A 16,053-nucleotide genomic window follows, 5' to 3' on the forward strand; every position below is an offset into this window, starting at 1 on the left:
CGGCTTACACCTTCTTTTCGCCGCCCAGCGCGTCGACCAGCTCGGCCATCATCTTGGCCAGTTCGCCCGTCATCAGCATCATGTCGGAATCGAATTTCTCGTCGTCGTTGGCGGCCACGCCTTCGTTGCCTTCCTTCAGCACGTCCAGGGGCGCGACGCGCTTGACGTCCAGGCCCTCGGTCAGGACGAACGAAATGCGGTCGGCCCAGGTCATGGCCAGGCGGGTGCACTGCTTGCCCGACTGGATGTGGCGGCGTACGTCGTCGGCGTCGATCGAATGCTTGACGTAGCGGATGGCCGCGCCGCTTTCGCCCGACGAACGCAGTTCGGTGTCCTGGTCGATGGAGAAGTTGGCCGGAGCCTCGTCCTCGGCCAGCCAGCCGGTCATGGCCGAGGCCGGGGACTGGGCCACATACAGGTTCTCGAGCGGGAAGGGATCCACGCACTTGGCCAGGAGGCCGATGACTTCGTCGGCCTTGGCCGAGGCGGCGGCATCGATGACCAGCCAATGGTTCTGCGGGTCGATCCAGACGCGGGTGTCGCGGTATACGCTGAAGGCGCGCGGCAGGAGCTCGTCGGTGACGCGTTCCTTGATTTCCTTCATCTGCTTGCGGCCCGGCTTGTAGCCTTGCTGCTCTTCGATTTCCTGGGCGCGGGCCTTGGCGACCTGGTTGACGACCGTACCCGGCAGGAGCTTTTTCTCGGCGCGCAGGCTCAGCAGGATCTGGCCGTTGACCACATGGGCCAGGCCGCCGTTTTCGCGCGGCGGCACCCAGCCCAGGCTTTGCATTTCGAGGTTGTTGCCGCTTTGGTAGGCATGCCGCGCGAGCGTTTCTTCAAGCTGGTCGCCGACCAGCGTCCACGGCGAGGAGAGGCGATAAATCTTGAGATTCTTGAACCACATGAGCGTCGGCCAAAAGGGTAGATTCTATACGACGCGGACGCTTTGCCGAAGTGCGGCAATACCGCAGTGTGATGCGACACCTTCTGTCACTGACAGCCGCGGGCCTATGCGCTACTGTCCGCGCAGCAAGTCGAACAGGAGAGAAAAAATGAAGATCATCGGCGCCATCTTGATCGTCCTGGGCATCGCCGCCCTGGCCTACAAGGGCTTCAATTACAAATCCGAGGAGACCGTGCTGCAGATCGGTTCGGTCAAGGCTACCGCCGAGACCGAGAAGTCCGTGGCGATCCCGGCCTGGGCCGGCATCGCGGCCATCGTGGCCGGCGTGCTGGCGATCGGCGTGGGCATGCGCCGCTGATTGCCGGCGGCCCAGGCCGCCGCCTGCAGGATCCGATGATGGCGACCGCCGCGCGGTCGCCATTTTTGCGTGCCTTGCGTGCGCCAGCACAAAAAAAAGCGGCCCGGCTCATTGAGGGCCGGGCCGGTACGGGAGCACGCAATACCGCGTCATAAAAGGCTCGCGGGGAACGCGGTATCGGTGTCAGAACACTGGCCCTGCAATCGTCCGACAGGGGGATCAATCGTCGGTCGATCTGGCGCAAGGCCGTAATCTGAGCGCTCAGTCTAATGGCGCGGGTCTGACATGGTCCTGAAAGTGCGGATCTCTTTTTCGCCAGGGCGTAGCGGAAAGGGGCGGCCTGAACGGAGGCAAAAAAAAAGCTCCATAAGGAGCTTTTGAAAGGCCGGGCGGGCGCAGCAGTCCCGTCCGGCGGGGGATGGCCGTTTATGCGTTGATGTCGTTGTCCTTGGATTCGCGCACGAACAGCGTGCCGATGACCAGGGTCATGACTGCAATGATGATCGGATACCACAAGCCGTCGTAGATGTTGCCGGTTGCGGCAACCACGGCGAAGGCGACCGGGGGCAGGAAGCCGCCGAACCAGCCGTTGCCAATGTGGTAGGGCAGGCTCATCGACGTGTAGCGGATGCGCGTCGGGAACATTTCCACCAGCATGGCGGCGATCGGGCCGTAAACCATGGTCACGTAGAGCACCAGGATGGTCAGCAGCACCACGACCATGACGTTGTTGCTCTGGGCGGGGTCAGCCTTGGCGGGGTAGCCGTGGCTGCGGATCGCGGTGGTCAGCGACTTGTCCAGTTCGGCGGCCTTGGCCTTGAAGTCCGCCGGGGCCATGGTCTTGCCGTCGAACGAGGCGAACTCGTCGTTGCCGATCTTGACCTTGGCGACCGAGCCGGCCGGCGCCGCTTCGTTCTTGTAGTTCACCGAGTTGCGGGCCATGAACGACTTGACCACGTCGCAAGAGCTGGTGAACGACGAGGTGCCCACCGGATTGAACTGGAACGAGCAGGTGGCCGGGTCCGCGATCACGGTGACCGGGGCCGTGGCCTGGGCCTTTTCCAGCGCCGGATTGGCGAAGTGCGTGATGCCTTGGAAGATCGGGAAGTAGGTGATCGCGGCGATCAGGCAGCCTGCCATGATGATGGGCTTGCGGCCGATCTTGTCGGACAGCGCGCCGAAGACCACGAAGAACGGAGTGCCGATCAGGAGCGCGATGGCGATCATGATGTTGGCGGTGTTGGCGTCGACCTTCAGCGTCTGCGTCAGGAAGAACAGGGCGTAGAACTGGCCCGTGTACCAGACCACGGCTTGGCCGGCGGTCAGGCCCAGCAGCGCCAGGATCACGACCTTCAGGTTCTTCCATTGGCCGAACGATTCAGCGATCGGCGCCTTCGAGCCCTTGCCTTCTTCCTTCATGCGCTTGAAGGTCGGCGATTCGCTCAGTTGCAGGCGGATCCACACCGAGATGCCCAGCAGCACGACCGAGATCAGGAACGGAATGCGCCAGCCCCAGGCCTTGAATTCGTCTTCGCCCATGAACGTGCGGATGCCGAGGATGACCAGCAGCGACAGGAACAGGCCCAGGGTCGCGGTGGTCTGGATCCAGGACGTGTAGAAGCCGCGGCGGCCATGCGGCGCGTGTTCCGCGACGTAGGTCGCGGCGCCGCCGTATTCGCCGCCCAGCGCCAGGCCTTGCAGCAGGCGCAGCACGATCAGGATGGCGGGGGCAGCCAGGCCGATGCTGGCGTAGCTGGGCAGCACGCCCACGAGGAACGTGGACAGGCCCATGATCACGATCGTGACCAGGAAGGTGTATTTGCGTCCGACCAGGTCTCCCAGGCGGCCGAACACCAGCGCGCCGAACGGGCGCACGGCGAAACCTGCCGCGAAGGCCAGCAGCGCGAAGATGAAGCCCGCGGTGGGGTTCACGCCCGAGAAGAAGTGTTGCGCAATGATGGCTGCGAGCGAGCCGTAGAGGTAAAAGTCGTACCACTCGAAAACCGTGCCCAGCGACGACGCAAAGATGACGCGGCGCTCATCCTTGGTCATCGGGCGCGGATCCGCGGATGGACCGCGGCCTGCCATGGTTGTTGTGCTCATGATGTCTCCTCGGTTTTTATGGCCGGCGGTTGTCCGCCGTGCTCCGCCCGCTGCCGGCGAGACCGACATTGAGCTATACGCAACATTGGGGGGCGAGGCTGACGAGGTTCTGACGAGATCCTTACTTGAGTCTTAAAATTGAAACTAAAAGTAACGTCTCCCCGGGGCGCTAGGGATAGTCCTAGGATGCGGCGGGCGAATCCGGAGACTCGGCATAAAGTGGAAAAACCACGCGGATCCGCGTGCCGGGCAGGTTCGAATGCGCCGTGGGGTGATCGCTGATTTCAACGCTGGCCTGGTGTTTCTGGGCGATCTCCCGCACGATGGCCAGCCCCAGGCCGCTGCCGTCGGACGTGGTGCCCAGCACCCGGTAAAAGCGGTCGAACACGCGCTCGCGCTCTTCGGGCGGGATGCCAGGACCAGAATCCTCGACCTCCAGCAGCGCCTGTCCATTCCGGCTCTGCGCGCGCACCGTGATGTGGCCGCCGCGCGGCGTGTAGCGCAGCGCGTTGTCCACCAGGTTGTTGAGCAGTTCGGCCAACAGCAGGGGGTTGCCGTTGATTTCCACCGGATGGTCCGAGCCTTCGAAGCCCAGATCGGTGTTCAGCGAGAGCGCCAGTGGCACCCAGTGCATGGCCTGCTCGTAGGCGATGGTGTTGATGTCGGTGCGCGTCAGGCCGATGGCGCTGGGGTTTTCAGCCCGGGCCAGCAACAGCAGCTGGTTCACCAGGCGGGTGGCGCGCTCCGAACCGGTCACGAGTTGGCGCAGGCTGGACTGCATTTCCTCGGGGCTGGCGTCGCGCAGGGCCAACTCGGCCTGGGTGCGCAGCCCGGCCAGCGGTGTCTTCAACTGGTGCGCCGCGTCGGCGACGAAGCGGCGCTGCGCCTGCACGTTGGATGAAAGCCGGTCCAGCAGGTCGTTCATGGCGGCCACCAGGGGCGCGATCTCGGTGGGCGCGGCGCGCTCGTCGATGGGGGAAAGGTCGTCGGGCCGGCGCGCCCGCAGACGCTGCTGCAGCGCGTTCAACGGCGCCACCCCGCGCGACAGCCCGAACCACACCAGCAGCACGGCCACGGGCAGCACCACGAACTGCGGAATGATCACGCCCTTGATGATGTCGTTGGCTAGCTGCGTGCGTTTTTCGACGGTCTCGGCCGCGATCAGCAGCGCCGGCTGCGTATCGGGCAGGTGCAGGTCGACCCACGTAAACGCCAGCCGGATGCCGAAACCGCGCAAGGTGGCGTCTTCGTATTGCACTTCGCCGGGGCGGGGCTGGCCCACGGTGGAGGGCAGGGGCAACGCGCGGTCGCCGCCCAGGTATTCGCCGCGGCTGCCCAGCGCCAGCCAGAACACGCTGTCGGTCTCGTCGGCGTGCAGCACCTCGCGCGCGGTGTCGGTCATCTTCAGCACGGCCCGGCCGTCCTGCGCGTGGACTTGCAGGGTCAAGACATGCAGATTGTTGGCCAGCGCGCGGTCATAAGGCACATTGGCGATGTTCTGGGCCACCACATAGGTGATGGCCACGCTCATGGGCCACAGGAGGAATAGCGGCGCCAGCATCCAGTCCAGGATCTCGCCCAGCAGGGAGCGCTGCGGCGGCGCGAAACTCGGGCCCTTGGCCCCCGCCCGCATGACGTCCAGTGCTTCCTGGTTCAGCGCTTCCGGCGGCGCCGCTTCAGCTTGCGAGGTACGCCGCACCCTGGTCCCGCTCAAGACAGTAGCCCAGGCCGCGCACGGTCACGATCTTCACGCCGCTGGGTTCCAGCTTCTTGCGCAGGCGGTGGACGTAGACCTCGATGGCGTTGGTGCTGACCTCTTCGCCCCATTCGCACAGGTGGTCGACCAGCTGGGTCTTGCTGACCATGCGGCCGCTGCGCGTCAGGAGGATCTCGAGCAGGCTGACTTCGCGCGCCGACAGGTCCAGGGTCTGGTCGTCGACCATGGCGACGCGGCCGGTCTGGTCGAACAGCAGGCGGCCGTGCTTGATCATGGTGGCGCCGCCGCCCGCGCCGCGCCGGGTCAGGGCCCGCACGCGGGCCTCGAGCTCGGACAGCGCGAAGGGCTTGGCCATGTAATCGTCGGCGCCCAGGTCCAGGCCTTTGACGCGCTGCTCGATGCTGTCGGCCGCCGTCAGGATGAGCACCGGCAGGGCGGAGTTGCGGGCGCGCAGGCGGCGCAGCACTTCCAGCCCGGCCAGTTGCGGCAGGCCGAGGTCAAGGATGAGCAGGTCGAACGCCTGGGCAGCCAGGGCCGAATCGGCCGCCAGCCCGTCGCGCACCGCATCCACGGCGTAGCCGTTGTGGCGCAACGAACGGGACAGGCCGTCGGCCAGGATGCTGTCGTCTTCGGCGATCAGGATACGCATGGGCTACAGTGAAAAAAGACCCCGCGGCGCAAAGGGGACAAAACGCCGGATTCGTCTTGCATTCTGGCATAGGGCGCCATGCTTGCCACTCAGGGTATACGTGCAAAACACTGGCACACTGTTTTTTTGTACAGTATAATCCGATGCCATAATCTGATCCGTAGCTCAAAGCACCCGCCGGACCGCAGGGCTAGGCAAACCCGGCAAACCCGGCTGAACCCGGTCAGCCAGACCCGTAATCCCCTCGACACCAGATACGTTACAGACAGGACTCTACATGGACGACAAAACCTCCAAGGCCGCCGCATCGGAAAAGGCCAAGGCGCTTGCCGCCGCGCTTTCGCAGATCGAAAAGCAGTTCGGCAAGGGCTCGATCATGCGCTACGGCGACAACGAGGTCTCGCATGATATCCAGGTGGTTTCCACGGGCTCGCTGGGTTTGGACATCGCGCTGGGCGTCGGTGGCCTGCCGCGAGGCCGCGTGGTCGAAATCTACGGCCCGGAATCGTCGGGCAAGACCACGCTGACGCTGCAAGTCATCGCTGAAATGCAGAAGCTCGGCGGCACCTGCGCCTTCGTCGACGCGGAGCACGCGCTGGATGTGCAGTACGCCTCCAAGCTGGGCGTCAAGCTGACCGACTTGCTGATCTCGCAGCCGGACACGGGCGAGCAGGCGTTGGAAATCACCGATGCGCTGGTGCGTTCGGGCTCGGTCGACCTGATCGTCATCGACTCGGTGGCGGCGCTGGTGCCCAAGGCCGAAATCGAAGGCGAAATGGGCGATTCCCTGCCCGGCCTGCAAGCCCGCTTGATGAGCCAGGCGCTGCGCAAGCTCACCGCCACCATCAAGAAGACCAATTGCATGGTCATCTTCATCAACCAGATCCGCATGAAGATCGGCGTGATGTTCGGCAACCCCGAAACCACCACCGGCGGCAACGCGCTCAAGTTCTACGCCTCCGTGCGCCTGGACATCCGTCGCATCGGTTCCATCAAGAAGGGCGACGAGGTCGTCGGCAACGAAACCCGCGTCAAGGTCGTGAAGAACAAGGTCGCGCCGCCGTTCAAGCAGGCCGAATTCGACATCATGTACGGCGCCGGCATCTCGCGCGAAGGCGAAATCATTGATCTGGGCGTGGCCGCCAATGTGGTGGACAAGTCTGGCGCGTGGTACAGCTACAACGGCAATCGCATCGGCCAGGGCAAGGACAATGTTCGCGAGTACCTGAAAGAGCACAAGGACATGGCCGTCGAGATCGAGAACCGCGTCCGCGAGAACCAGGGCATCGTCAGCCGTGCGGCCGAGTTCGTGCCGACCGCGGAAGACACCGAAGAGTAATCGGATCGATGACGGGCCTTGCGCGGGCGGATCCAGGTCCGCCGCGAAGGGCTCGCATCCCGCGTCGGGGTCGCCCGAATACTTGCGGCAGGCGCCAGGACGGGCCTGCCGTTATGCATAGCAAGCAGGAAACGCATGAGTTGGAAACCGCCGCCCGCGTCTGCCGAGCGCCTGCGCGCCAAGTTGGACGATGAGTTCGAAACCGTGGCCAAGCCCCAGGGCTTGCGCCGCACTTCGGATGCGCGCCGCGAACCGGATGCGGAATCCAGCGATGACGCGGACCAGTGGAGTCGCAGTTCGGAAGCGGGCAGTGTGCGCCGCGGCCGTCGCGCCGCTGCAGCGGGGGACGGCCCGGATGCGGACGGCCAGTCCGCCCGCAAGGGGCCGTCGCTGAAAATGCGGGCCGTGGGCTATCTGTCGCGGCGCGAGCATGCCCGCGAGGAACTGGCGCGCAAGCTGGCCGCCTACGCGGAGGACCCGGCCGAAGTCGAGGCCGTGCTCGACGCCCTGGAAAAAGAAGGCTGGCTGTCCACCGAACGTTTTGCGCAAAGCCTGGTCCATCGGCGCGCGTCGCGCCAAGGGGCGGCGCGCATCGTGCAGGAATTGCGCCAGCATGGGGTGGATGACAACCAGGTCGCCGAATTGCGCGAACAGCTGCGGGCTACCGAGTACGACCGCGCGCTGGAAGTCTGGAAGAAGCGCTTCAGCGCCAAGCCGGAGGACCGCGCGGCCTACGCAAAACAGGCCCGCTTCCTGGCCAGCCGTGGCTTCGCGCATGACGTGATCTGCCGCATCCTGGGCGCCGGCGACGAGGACTGAGCGTTTCGGCCCGAAGCGCCTGGCGCCTTACTTTGCCGACTTGATTCCGGACAGCGTCTTGAAGCAGACGTCTCGGGTAATGGTCAGAAACTCATCGATATACGAGGCGTCCGTGTCCTCGCTGCGCACCGTGGCGTACAGCGTGCGCCACACGCCTTGCGGACCCAGCCGGCACAGGCGCAGCCAGCCCTGATTCATGTATTCCGTCAGCGCCCAGTTGGGCAGCGCGGCCACGCCGCGGTTGCTGGCCACCAACTGCGCAATGATGGGCGTGAGTTCCGCGCGGCGGATGGCGGCCGGCTCCACGTCGGCGGGGTCGAGGAACGCCGTGAAAATATCCAGGCGCTGCTTGTCCACCGGATAGGTGATGAGCGTCTGGTCGGCCAACTGGTCTGGCATGACGAACTTGCTGCCGGCCAGCGGATTGGATTCCGACACGGCCAGCACCAACTCGTACTTGAAGAGCGGCAGATAATCCACTGCGTCCAGCGGTTGGGGATCAGACGTAATGACCAGATCCAGGTCGCCACGCACCAGGGCGGGCAAGGGGGCGAAGGAAAACGCCGCCGACAGGTCCAGCGCCACATCCGGCCATTGCGCGCGGAAGGCGTCTAGCGCCGGCATCAACCACTGGAAGCAGGAATGGCAGTCGATGGCCAGGTGCAGCCGGCCGGTGCGACCAGCGGCCAGCCGCTGCAAATCCCGTTCCGTCGCGCGGATGCGCGGCAGCACCTCATCCGCCAGCGCCAGTACCCGCAGGCCCGCCGTCGTCAGTCGCGCCGGCCGCGTGCGGCGGTTCAGCAAAGGGGTGCCCAACCGGGTTTCCAGGTCGCGCAACTGGTGGGACAGGGCCGACTGGGTCAGATGCAGGCGCTCGGCGGCTTCCTGCAGGCTGCCGCCGTCGCGGATGGCGGTGAGCGTTTCAAGATGGCGGATTTCAAGCATGGGTGACTGCTGGAACTGGAAATAAGCTCATATTTTATGAGATTTCTTCATTTTATGGATGTAGACATTGATTTTGATTCATGTTGATTTGGCCTCAGAATGCCTTCTACTTGAACAAGTTTTGTCTAACGGTGGAAATGTCATGAATATTATTCATAATTTGGGGTTTCCCCGCATCGGCGTGCAACGTGAACTGAAGCGCGCGGTTGAAGCCTATTGGGCCGGCCACCAGACCGCCGAAGCGCTTGAGCAGACAGGTCGCGACCTGCGCGCCAAGCACTGGAAGCTGCAGGCCGCCGCCGGCCTGAAGTTCGTGCCGGTGGGCGACTTCGCCTGGTACGACCAGATCCTGGAATGGACCACGCTGCTGGGCGCCGTGCCCGCCCGCTTCGGCCAGAAGGACAGCGAGCCGGTCACGTTGGACACGCTGTTCCGCATGGGCCGCGGCCGCGCGCCGTCGGGCAAGCCCGCCGCCGCCTGCGAAATGACCAAGTGGTTCGACACCAACTATCACTACATCGTGCCGGAACTGGTGCCGGGCCAGACCTTCCGCATCGCCCGCGAATCGCTGTTTGAACAGGTCCAGGAAGCGCAGGCCCAGGGTCACGCCGTCAAGCCCGTGATCCCCGGTCCGCTGACCTGGCTGTACCAGGGCAAGGGCGACGCCTTTGCCGCCGGCGCCGCCGACGCGGGCAAGCTGCAACTGCTGGCCGCGCTGCTGCCGGTCTACCAGGAAGTGCTGGCGCGCTTCGCCAGGCTGGGCGTGCAGTGGGTGCAGATCGACGAGCCCATTCTGGCGCTGGATCTGCCGCAAGCCTGGCGCGATGCGTTCAAGCAGACCTATGACCAGTTGTCCGCCAGCCCGGTCAAGCTGCTGGTGGCCACCTATTTCGACGGCCTGAAGGACAACCTGCCGACCGCGCTGAGCCTGCCGGTGGCCGGCCTGCACGTGGACCTGGTCCGTGCGCCCGAGCAACTGGCGGCAGTGGTTTCCGGCCTGGGCGTCGAGCAGGTGCTGTCTGCCGGCGTAATCGACGGCCGCAACATCTGGCGCACTGACCTGGACGCCGCCATCGCCACGCTGACCCCGATCAAGCAGCAATTGGGCGATCGCCTGTGGCTGGCGCCGTCGTGCTCGCTCCTGCACGTGCCGGTGGACCTGGCCCATGAAACCGAGCTGGACGCCGAACTCAAGAGCTGGCTGTCCTTCGCCGCGCAAAAGTTGGAAGAACTGAGCCTGCTGGGCCGCGCCCTGGACAATGCAACGCAAGCCGCCGCGCAGGACGGCCTGGCCAGGCAGCGCGCCGCGCTGGCCGCCCGCCGTTCTTCGACCCGCATCCATAATCCGGCCGTCGGCCAGCGCATGGCCGGCGCCGCCGCCGTGTCGCGCGATCGCGCGCCGTTCGCCGGCCGCATCGCCCGCCAGCAAGAACAGCTGGGCCTGCCCGCCTACCCGACCACGACCATCGGGTCCTTCCCGCAGACTGCCGAAATCCGTGCGCTGCGCCGCGACTGGAAGTCGGGCGCGCTGACGGACTCGGGCTACGAGACTGCCATCCGCAAGGAAATCGAGGAAGTCATCCGCTTCCAGGAGAAAGTTGGCCTGGACGTGCTGGTGCACGGCGAACCCGAGCGCAACGACATGGTGGAGTACTTCGGCGAACTGCTGGCCGGCTTTGCCTTCACCAAGAACGGCTGGGTCCAGAGCTACGGCTCGCGTTGCGTCAAGCCGCCGATCATCTTCGGCGACGTCGCCCGTCCCGCGCCGATGACGGTGGGCTGGTCGTCCTACGCGCAGTCGCTGACCGACAAGCCGGTCAAGGGTATGCTGACTGGTCCGGTCACCATCCTGCAATGGTCGTTCGTGCGCGACGACCAGCCGCGCGAGCAGACCTGCCGCCAACTGGCGCTGGCGCTGCGCGACGAAGTGGTGGATCTGGAAGCCGCCGGCATCAGCGTCATCCAGATCGACGAGCCCGCCATCCGCGAGGGCTTGCCGCTGCGCCGCGCCGATTGGCAGGCCTACCTGGACTGGGCCGTGGATTGCTTCCGCCTGTCGACCGCCGGCGTGCGAGACGAGACGCAGATCCATACGCACATGTGCTATTCGGAGTTCAACGACATCATCGAATCCATCGCCGCCATGGACGCGGACGTGATCACGATCGAAACGTCGCGCTCCAACATGGATCTGCTCAAGGCCTTCGAGGACTTCCGCTATCCGAACGACATCGGTCCCGGCGTGTACGACATCCATTCGCCGAATGTGCCCGAAGTGGATTGGATGGTCGGCCTGATGGAGAAGGCTGCGGCCCGCCTGCCCAAGGAACGCCTGTGGGTCAATCCTGACTGCGGCCTGAAGACGCGCGCCTGGCCTGAAACCGAAGCCGCACTGATTGGCATGGTGGAGGCGGCACGGGCCTTGCGCCAGGCGGCCTGAGCAGACAGCTTGCCGTAGCGCCGCCGGATTCCATGGGTCCGGCGCCAACCCTGATCCGCGCATGCCGCGCGCGGATCAGGGTTTTTTCTTTGCAGCCGCAAGGTCTCTGTGATGGCTGCAAGCCACAGCTTGGGCGCGGCGCCGATGTTTTTTTCAATCCTGCTTGAACGAAATTCCGCGGCATGGGTCAATACGCAAAATCCCATTGCTGGATCCTTGTCGTTCCTATGATTCTCCAAGGCCCCTGTCGGCCCGACCTGCTGCTCGCAGAGACGCTGCCCGACATTCTGGAAGCCACGATCCGCCGGCATCCCGCCGCCGTCGCCATTCATTGGCTGGATCACACTCTCACTTACGACATGCTCGGCCAGCGCGCCGACCTGGCCGCGCATCATCTGATCGAGGCCGGCGTGCGGCCCGGCGATATCGTGGGCCTGTGTCTGCCGCGCGGGGCGGACCTGCTGGTGATGCAGGCGGCCATCGCCAAGGCCGGCGCCGCCTGGCTGCCGTTTGAATCGGATACGCCACCGGACCGCATGCAGGTCTGCCTGCAGGATGCGGGGGCCAACGGCTTGATCGCGGGCGCCGAGGTCCGGCTGGACGGCATGTCTACCTGGACCACCTGGGCGCTGTCGGAACCGGTGGACGGCGCCTTGCGCAGACGGGACGGGCTGCTGCCCGAGCATCCCGCCTACGTCATCTACACCTCGGGCTCCACCGGCAAGCCCAAGGGCGTACCCATCAGCCACGCCAGCATCTGCCATTTCCTGCGCAGCGAAAACGAAGTGCTGGGCATGCGCCATGAAGACAAGGTCTACCAGGGCTTCTCGGTGGCCTTCGACATGTCGTTCGAAGAGATCTGGATCAGCTATCTCGTGGGCGCGTCCTTGTGGGTCGCGCCCAAGATGCTGACCACCGACCCGGAAGGCTTGCCGGACGCCCTGGTGCGGGAAGGCGTCACCGTGCTGCACGCAGTGCCGACCTTGCTCGCCCTGTTCGCGCGCGACGTACCCGGACTGCGCATCGTCAATCTGGGCGGCGAGGTCTGTCCGGACTTCCTGGTGCCGCGCTGGGCCACGCCTGGCAGGCGCCTGTTCAATACCTACGGTCCCACCGAGACCACGGTGTCCGCCAGTCTGGCGGAGCTGCTGCCTGGCCAGCCCGTGACGATAGGCGCGCCGCTGCCCAACTACGGCATGCTGGTGCGCGGCGAGGACGGCGCGGTGCTGCCGCAAGGGCAGGTGGGAGAGCTGTGCATCACCGGTCCCGGCGTGGCCGGCGGCTATCTGGGCAGGCCCGAACTGACGGCCGAGAAATTCCTGGCGAACCCCTGGCCTTGCGCCGATTACGACACCCGCATGTACCGCAGCGGCGACCTGGCACGCATCGATGAGCACGGGCAGATCCATTGCCTGGGCCGCAGCGACGACCAGGTCAAGGTGCGCGGTTTTCGCGTCGAGCTCGGGGAAATCGAGGCCGCCCTGTACCGTCTGCCGGGCGTGGGCGCTGCGGCCGTGGTACTGCGCGATCTCGCGGGCATCGAACAACTGGTGGCCTTCCTCAAGCCCGAGGGCGAGGCGCGGCTGGACCCGCATGTCCTGCGCGGCGCGCTTGCCGCGGACTTGCCCGCCTACATGATTCCAGCCCGGTTCGAACTGGTGGCCGACGTTCCCCGCTTGACCTCGGGCAAGATCGACCGCAAGGCGCTGAAGGCGCGCGAACTGGACGCCGTGTCCGAACCCAGTGGCGAAGACGACGAGCCCGTCACGCCGGGCGAGCTGGCCCTGTTCGACGCCTTGCGTCCGCTGTTCCCGGGGCAGCCCCTGCGGCTGGCCAGCGATTTCTTCCGCGACCTGGGCGGCCATTCGCTGTTGGCCGCGCGTCTGGTGTCGGCGTTGCGCAAACATCCGCATTTCTCCGCGCTGACCATGCACGAGCTGTACCAGCATCCCATCCTGGGCGCGCTGGCGGGCCGGCTGGATGCGCTGGCCTCGGCCGAAATGGCCGCGGCCGGACCGGCAGGCGTCGCCGGGACTGGCAACGATCCGGCGGCCGCGCCCGAGTGGCGCCGCTGGACCTGCGGCCTGGCGCAGTTGGCAGCCTTGCCGCTGCTGATCGGCGTGCGCATGCTGATCTGGCTGACGCCGTTCTTCACGTATCACTATTGGACGGGCGACGAGGGCGACTCGGTCTGGCGCGCGGTGGCGCTGTCCATCGCCAGCTACCTGGCGTGCAACCTGCTCAGCTTCGGCGTGGCAGTGGCCTGCAAATGGGGCATCCTGGGCAGGCTCAAGCCCGGCAGCTACCCGCTGTACGGTTGGCTGTTTTACCGCTGGTGGCTGGTGGACCGGGTCCTGGACATACCCCCCGCGCACCTGCTGGCTGGTTCCCCGTTGCAGATCTGGTACTTGCGGGCGCTGGGCGCGCGCATTGGCCGTGACGCCGCCATCAGCCGCGTTTCCGTGCGCGCGCCCGACCTGCTGTCGGTGGGGAACGGCGTGAGCATCGGCGCGGCGGTGAATCTGGAGAATTTCTCGGTACTCGGCGGGGAGTGGAGCGTGGCGCCGATCGCGCTGGCGGACCACGCCTACATCGGTTCCTATTCGGTGCTGCAGGGCGACGTGGCCATGGGCGAGGGCGCGCGGCTGGACGGCCTGTCTGCCCTGGCGCAGGGCGCTCGCGTGCCGGCGGGCCAGATATGGAGCGGCGCGCCGGCGCGGCACGATCCGCAGGCCCGCGCTCCCGAACTGCCGCCGCGGCCCCGACGCCAGGGCCTCTGGACCCGGCTGGACTGCGTGGCCTACGCGGGCGGCGGCACGCTGATTGCCGCGCTGTTCTTCATGCCAGTGTTTCCCAGCTTCGTGCTGATCGACTGGATCGACGCGCGTTGGCTGGACCTGATGGGCGCGCGTGTGCCCTGGCCCCAGGCCTTCCTGAGCTATCTGCTGCTGGCCTTGCCCGCCAGCGCCTTGCTGCTGATGCTGACGGTGCTGGTGTCCGCGCTGCTGCGCTGGACGCTGCTGCCGCGGCTGGCCAGCGGCCGCTGGCCGGTGTACGGCCAGATTTATCTGCGGCGCTGGTTGACCAACCAGATCCAGGAATCCAGCCTCAGCGTGCTGCACGGCCTGTACGCATCGATCTACGCCGGCAACTGGTACCGCCTGCTGGGCGCCAAGGTCGGGCGCGGCACGGAAATTTCCACCGCCATGGGCGTGGTGCCCGACATGCTGACCCTGGGCCGCGACAGCTTCATCGCCGATGGCGTCATGCTGGGCGACGAGGAGATCGACGGTGGCTGGATGACCATGCGCCCCACCGTCATCGGCAACCGCAGTTTCGTCGGCAATGGCGCCTACGTGCCGGACGGCTCGGTGTTGCCCGACGACGTGCTGATCGGTGTGCAGAGCCGAGCGCCGGCCAATGCCCGCATGGCCAGCGGCCAGACCTGGCTGGGCAATCCGCCGCTGGCGCTCCCCGCGCGCGAGCAGACCGCGGGCTTTCCGGCACACCTGACTTTCCGGCCCAGCGTGGGCCGCAAGATCCTGCGCGGGGGAGTCGAGGGCATGCGGATGATCCTGCCGCTGGCCGTGGTGATCGCGGTGGGCTATCTGACCGTGATGAAGGTCATCCCCATGGCGGCGCGCGAAGGCTTCGTCTCCGCCTTCGACGAACTGATGCTGGCCGGCGTGCTGTACGGCGTCGGCGCCTTCCTGTTCCTGGTGGCGCTGAAGTGGACGCTGATTGGCCGCTACCGGCCGCGCGCCGAGCCGATGTGGACGCCCTTCGTCTGGAAGAGCGAAGCGGTCACCAGCCTGTACGAATCCATCGCGGTGCCGAACTTCTTCAACTTCCTGCGGGCCACGCCCTGGCTGCCGCTGGCTTTGCGCTGCATGGGCGCCCGCATCGGCAAGCGGGTCTTCATGGACACTACCGACATCACCGAGTACGACTGCGTATCGATTGGCGACGACTCGGTGCTGCACGCCTGGTCCGGTCCGCAGACCCATCTGTTCGAAGACCGGGTAATGAAGATCGGCCTGGTCCGCATCGGCGACGCCGTCAACGTGGGGCCGCGCAGCACCATCCTGTATGACACCCGGGTCGAAACCGGCGCGCGTCTCGGTCCGCTGACGCTGGTGCTCAAGGGCGAGGCCATTCCGGCGGGCCAGGCCTGGATCGGCAGCCCGGCCACGCCTTGGACGCAGCGGTGACCCCAGCCCTGAAGCTGACCGGGGAGGGCGCGCCGGTCGAGATGTGGCTGTTACACCTGCCGGCGCCCTGGCAGGCGCAGCGGCGGGCGGCCAGGGACTGGCTGGCCGCGGAACTGGCGCGGCGCGATCCGGCCACGCCGCCGGACTGGACCGAAACCTCCAAAGGTCCGCGGATGCCGCGGGGCGCGCGCTGGCACAGCTCGTTTTCCTATTGTGGCCCTTATATTCTTTGCGGCCTGTCCCGGCAGGGCGTGCCGGGCGTGGACCTGACCGGCGCGCAGGTCTGGCCGGGCGATGCCGACGTGCTGGCCCTCTACTGCGGCCCGCGGGCGGCCGCCGAACTGGCAGCCAGTCCGCCCAGCGGCCGGGCAGACGTCTTCGCCCGGGCCTGGAGCGCGCTGGAAGCGCGCCTGAAAGCCTGCCGGCGCGGGCTGGAGGAGTACTCTCCGCAGCGCGAGCGGCACCTGGCCTCCGCCAGGCTTACCTGCCAGATCCGGCACCAGGGCTTGTGGGCCGCCGCTGCCCTCTGCGGCAGCGCTCCAGGCGCCGGGCAGGGGGCTTGATTGCA

The 16,053-nt window shown here is 66.2% G+C and carries 11 protein-coding genes; 6 read left to right on the forward strand and 5 right to left on the reverse strand.

Features of this window, described 5'->3' with window-relative positions; translation table 11 throughout:
* Positions 1–4: 4 nt before the first annotated feature.
* The gene (locus IPU70_RS07460) at positions 5–904 is read right to left on the reverse strand and encodes a recombination-associated protein RdgC (RefSeq protein WP_054451049.1); all 900 of its coding nucleotides are present in this window, start codon (positions 902–904) and stop codon (positions 5–7) included.
* 148 nt (positions 905–1,052) lie between these two features.
* On the opposite strand from IPU70_RS07460, the gene IPU70_RS07465 reads away from it, so the two are divergent.
* The gene (locus tag IPU70_RS07465; protein ID WP_013392532.1) at positions 1,053–1,262 is read left to right on the forward strand and encodes a hypothetical protein; all 210 of its coding nucleotides are present in this window, start codon (positions 1,053–1,055) and stop codon (positions 1,260–1,262) included.
* Between the two features lie 426 nt (positions 1,263–1,688).
* Here the strand turns inward: IPU70_RS07465 and IPU70_RS07470 are convergent, their stop codons facing one another.
* The 3 genes from IPU70_RS07470 to IPU70_RS07480 form a co-directional block, all read right to left on the reverse strand.
* Positions 1,689–3,350 (reverse strand): MFS transporter, encoded by a 1,662-nt coding sequence (locus tag IPU70_RS07470; RefSeq protein ID WP_041652979.1) that lies wholly within the window; start codon positions 3,348–3,350, stop codon positions 1,689–1,691.
* A gap of 196 nt (positions 3,351–3,546) precedes the next feature.
* Positions 3,547–4,926 (reverse strand): sensor histidine kinase, encoded by a 1,380-nt coding sequence (locus IPU70_RS07475; RefSeq protein WP_207466507.1) that lies wholly within the window; start codon positions 4,924–4,926, stop codon positions 3,547–3,549.
* A gap of 115 nt (positions 4,927–5,041) precedes the next feature.
* On the reverse strand, positions 5,042–5,731 hold the full coding sequence (locus IPU70_RS07480) for a response regulator transcription factor (protein ID WP_013392535.1): 690 nt from the start codon (positions 5,729–5,731) through the stop codon (positions 5,042–5,044).
* 277 nt (positions 5,732–6,008) lie between these two features.
* Here IPU70_RS07480 and recA point away from each other — a divergent pair, with 277 nt between their 5' ends.
* Together recA and recX are read left to right on the forward strand one after the other, a co-directional pair.
* Positions 6,009–7,070 carry a recombinase RecA gene (gene recA, locus IPU70_RS07485; RefSeq protein WP_207466187.1) on the forward strand — a complete coding sequence of 354 codons (1,062 nt, stop codon included), beginning with the start codon at positions 6,009–6,011 and terminating at the stop codon, positions 7,068–7,070.
* Between the two features lie 135 nt (positions 7,071–7,205).
* On the forward strand, positions 7,206–7,889 hold the full coding sequence (gene recX, locus IPU70_RS07490; protein WP_207466188.1) for a recombination regulator RecX: 684 nt from the start codon (positions 7,206–7,208) through the stop codon (positions 7,887–7,889).
* A gap of 27 nt (positions 7,890–7,916) precedes the next feature.
* On the opposite strand, the gene IPU70_RS07495 is transcribed toward recX, so the two are convergent.
* A complete protein-coding gene (locus IPU70_RS07495; protein WP_207466190.1) occupies positions 7,917–8,834 on the reverse strand; it encodes a LysR family transcriptional regulator in 918 nt (305 codons plus the stop codon).
* Positions 8,835–8,976: 142 nt separating this feature from the next.
* On the opposite strand from IPU70_RS07495, the gene metE reads away from it, so the two are divergent.
* The 3 genes from metE (at position 8,977) to IPU70_RS07510 (ending at position 16,048) form a co-directional block, all read left to right on the forward strand.
* The gene (metE, locus tag IPU70_RS07500; protein ID WP_207466192.1) at positions 8,977–11,274 is read left to right on the forward strand and encodes a 5-methyltetrahydropteroyltriglutamate--homocysteine S-methyltransferase; all 2,298 of its coding nucleotides are present in this window, start codon (positions 8,977–8,979) and stop codon (positions 11,272–11,274) included.
* Between the two features lie 227 nt (positions 11,275–11,501).
* Positions 11,502–15,485 carry a Pls/PosA family non-ribosomal peptide synthetase gene (locus IPU70_RS07505; protein ID WP_207466194.1) on the forward strand — a complete coding sequence of 1,328 codons (3,984 nt, stop codon included), beginning with the start codon at positions 11,502–11,504 and terminating at the stop codon, positions 15,483–15,485.
* A complete protein-coding gene (locus IPU70_RS07510; protein WP_207466196.1) occupies positions 15,482–16,048 on the forward strand; it encodes a 4'-phosphopantetheinyl transferase superfamily protein in 567 nt (188 codons plus the stop codon). Before IPU70_RS07505 ends, IPU70_RS07510 begins: the two co-directional genes overlap by 4 nt.
* Positions 16,049–16,053: the final 5 nt, after the last annotated feature.

Origin of the sequence: Achromobacter sp. SD115 (genome assembly GCF_017355315.1) — a bacterium.
Taxonomy (GTDB): Bacteria; Pseudomonadota; Gammaproteobacteria; order Burkholderiales; family Burkholderiaceae_B; genus Achromobacter; species Achromobacter xylosoxidans_B.

Excerpts from the sequence above, each read along its gene's own strand:
- IPU70_RS07465 (WP_013392532.1), top strand. The coding sequence starts at position 1,053 with ATGAAGATCATCGGCGCCATCTTGATCGTCCTGGGCATCGCCGCCCTG.
- IPU70_RS07470 (WP_041652979.1), bottom strand. The coding sequence starts at position 3,350 with ATGGCAGGCCGCGGTCCATCCGCGGATCCGCGCCCGATGACCAAGGAT.
- recX (WP_207466188.1), top strand. The coding sequence starts at position 7,206 with ATGAGTTGGAAACCGCCGCCCGCGTCTGCCGAGCGCCTGCGCGCCAAG.
- IPU70_RS07480 (WP_013392535.1), bottom strand. The coding sequence starts at position 5,731 with ATGCGTATCCTGATCGCCGAAGACGACAGCATCCTGGCCGACGGCCTG.
- metE (WP_207466192.1), top strand. The coding sequence starts at position 8,977 with ATGAATATTATTCATAATTTGGGGTTTCCCCGCATCGGCGTGCAACGT.
- IPU70_RS07475 (WP_207466507.1), bottom strand. The coding sequence starts at position 4,926 with ATGCTGGCGCCGCTATTCCTCCTGTGGCCCATGAGCGTGGCCATCACC.
- IPU70_RS07460 (WP_054451049.1), bottom strand. The coding sequence starts at position 904 with ATGTGGTTCAAGAATCTCAAGATTTATCGCCTCTCCTCGCCGTGGACG.
- recA (WP_207466187.1), top strand. The coding sequence starts at position 6,009 with ATGGACGACAAAACCTCCAAGGCCGCCGCATCGGAAAAGGCCAAGGCG.
- IPU70_RS07495 (WP_207466190.1), bottom strand. The coding sequence starts at position 8,834 with ATGCTTGAAATCCGCCATCTTGAAACGCTCACCGCCATCCGCGACGGC.
- IPU70_RS07505 (WP_207466194.1), top strand. The coding sequence starts at position 11,502 with ATGATTCTCCAAGGCCCCTGTCGGCCCGACCTGCTGCTCGCAGAGACG.